Annotated in this window: 4 protein-coding genes; 2 read left to right on the top strand and 2 right to left on the bottom strand. The window is 64.4% G+C overall.

All coding sequences use genetic code 11. From position 1 onward, the window contains the following. Positions 1-410: 410 nt before the first annotated feature. Complete coding sequence (locus T398_RS26720) at positions 411-605, bottom strand: DUF397 domain-containing protein (protein WP_496450569.1); 195 nt, start codon at positions 603-605, stop codon at positions 411-413. After that, entirely contained in the window at positions 602-1468 is an 867-nt protein-coding gene (locus tag T398_RS26715) for a helix-turn-helix domain-containing protein (protein WP_496450568.1), read from the bottom strand. Before T398_RS26715 ends, T398_RS26720 begins: the two co-directional genes overlap by 4 nt. A gap of 474 nt (positions 1469-1942) precedes the next feature. Between T398_RS26715 and T398_RS26710 the strand changes: the two genes are divergently transcribed. Both T398_RS26710 and T398_RS26705 read left to right on the top strand, forming a co-directional pair. Continuing rightward, positions 1943-2140 (top strand): hypothetical protein, encoded by a 198-nt coding sequence (locus T398_RS26710; RefSeq protein WP_496450567.1) that lies wholly within the window; start codon positions 1943-1945, stop codon positions 2138-2140. Continuing rightward, a partial coding sequence (locus tag T398_RS26705) for a hypothetical protein (RefSeq protein ID WP_496450566.1) occupies positions 2137-2341 on the top strand: 205 nt, incomplete at its 3' end. The genes T398_RS26710 and T398_RS26705, both read left to right, overlap by 4 nt.

The raw sequence follows: 2341 nt of genomic DNA, 5'->3' as shown, positions 1-2341 counted from the left end.
GACGACCAGTGTCCCGAGCTGGTCCACGCCAGCGCGAACCTACTGGCAGTGTACATGCAGGCAAAGGCCAGCAAGAAGCCGAAAAAGTAAGCATCATGTGTGCGCAAAGGGGGCCAAAAAGGTGCGGGACCTAACCCGTTCGGCGGGCCGGACTGTCGGAATTTCGATCGAACGGAACCGCTGGGCCGGCTAAGCTCTTGGGGCTTGTGGAGGCGAGGAGATCGTGATGTCGAGTGTCATTCGCAAGGCTTCGCCACTGGCCAAAGCCTTTTGGTGGACTGCGGTGATCTGTACAGCAGGGCTTTGGGCTCTGATTCGCGGGCGTCCGCAGTAGCCGAAGCCCGGTAGCACAGCAAAGCCCCAACCCGGACCCCGGGTTGGGGCTTTGCATTTCTAGGAGGTTGCGGTGGTCAGTGCTGCTCGGGGAGCCAGGCGACGAACGACCGCCACGCCGCCGGCCCGAACACCAGCGCCGGGCCGGTCGGGTCCTTGCTATCCCGGACGCCCACGACGCCGGAGAGGTTGTCGGCCACCTCCACACAGTTGCCACCGGTGCCACCGCTGCGGCTACTCTTACGCCACACAGCACCGATAAAGTTACTCATCGTGACATCTCCTTGGCAATCATGGCCAACAGGTCGGCCGATTGGTCTGCATCGAGCGACAGACTCTCCAGCATTCTCCATCTCACAGAGTACGCCGCAACCTCTGCCGCCTTGTCGAGGTACAACGCGCCTGTCAGTGACTCACTGTAGACGGTCGTGGGCTCTGGGGTACGAACACCGATCGTCGGAAATTCCAACAAGACGAAGTCACCGCCGGCGAGGGCATAGTTTGGGCTCGTGTTCAAGGGCACGATTCGGATCGTTGCGACCTCGGCGATCACCTGGTTGTGCAGGTGGTTAAGCTGTTCCGCCATGCCGGGCATCGGCCGGCGCAGTACGCCCTCATTCACGATCACGTCTAGGCGCGGAGGATCTGGCTTCCTCCGCGCCAAGATCCTCTGGCGCTCCATGCGCAGCTCGACGAGGTGCCCGATCTCCCGCTCTGTGAGTCCCGGATGTGACTGGAGCAGGTGCTCGGCATACCTTCTCGTCTGGAGTAGCCCGGGGATCATGTCCGGCTCCCAGTGCCGCAAACGCGACGCTGCCGACTCCATCCCTACGTACAGCTCAAACCAAGCCGGCAAGGTATCGCCGTAGGCGTGCCACCAGCCCTTGGCCTTGGTCTCAGCCGCTAGGGCAATCAGGGCCGAGGTCATCTCGGAGGGCATGCCATACAGGGCGCACATGGCCGCGACATCGCGTGCCTTGACGGCCGACCCACCGCCCTCAATCCGGTACATGGTGGACCGCGACCACTCCAGCGCCTCGCCAGCGGCCTCCAGGGACAGACCGGCTTCCTCGCGGCCCTGCTTCAGGTACCGCCCGAGCTGCCTACGCGGTATGGATGATCCGGAATGAGTCATTCGGCCTCCTGTCTCAAATTGGAGCAGTCCGTCTACCGAGCGTGGAACTGATTTCGGCCTACTCCCAAGAGTAGGACACCCATCGTGATATGTCCCAGCCTAAATGATTGCAACGCTACCCCCTGGGGCAGAGAGTGGTTGCAGTGCGTGCTTGCTCCACTGTCGCTGGACCGGGGTGGGCCTCGCCTGGCCGCTTCACTCGCCCGAGGTGGAGCGGCCTTCCAGCCACCGAGGAGATAGCCATGCTGTTCCGCTTTCTGCGCCGTCGCCGCAACCCCCGGAACGACACTCCAGTGCAGCCGACACCCCGGGCCCGAGGTGTCGCCCCGCCGTCATGGGCGACCCAGCCGACCGCGGCATTCCTCCAGCCCGGTCGGGTTGGGTGGCTCACGCCCGCCCAGATCTGGCGGGCGAACGGGGGCCAGTGGTGAAAGCGCGCGGACTTAGACGGTTTGCCGGCCTGCGGAGGCTGTGATGGCAGACGACAGTGGGCATCAGGAGCTGCACCGTAACCGCGATCCATACGGGGCACCCCCGGTGCCGGACGGGGACCGGGTGCCAACGCCGGAGGGGGACGCCGCGCCCGGAATACCGACGCGTCGCCAGAAACTGACAGCAGCGCTCGTGTTCCTGGTCGTCGTCGCCGCTGTGGTGATTGGGCACCTGAGGTGACCGGCCAGGCTGTAGCCACGCGGGCAGCAAACAGCGTCGAACTGAAGGCAGGGAGCATTGTTCGCCTGGATCGGCGCTACTCTCCGCAGTTCGTTCACCCGATCACGGTCCGGGTGATCCGGGTCCTCGATCGGCCGACCTACCCCGGGTGGGCGTGGGTGGAGGGCTACGAGTTGGACAGACCAGACGGCAAGGCGGTCC

It is taken from the genome of Salinispora goodfellowii, assembly GCF_059570675.1.
The sequence above is the reverse complement of the archived record's forward strand: the minus strand, read 5'-3'. Positions and strand labels throughout refer to the sequence as shown.

Excerpts from the sequence above, each read along its gene's own strand:
- T398_RS26720 (WP_496450569.1), bottom strand. The coding sequence starts at position 605 with ATGAGTAACTTTATCGGTGCTGTGTGGCGTAAGAGTAGCCGCAGCGGT.
- T398_RS26715 (WP_496450568.1), bottom strand. The coding sequence starts at position 1,468 with ATGACTCATTCCGGATCATCCATACCGCGTAGGCAGCTCGGGCGGTAC.
- T398_RS26710 (WP_496450567.1), top strand. The coding sequence starts at position 1,943 with ATGGCAGACGACAGTGGGCATCAGGAGCTGCACCGTAACCGCGATCCA.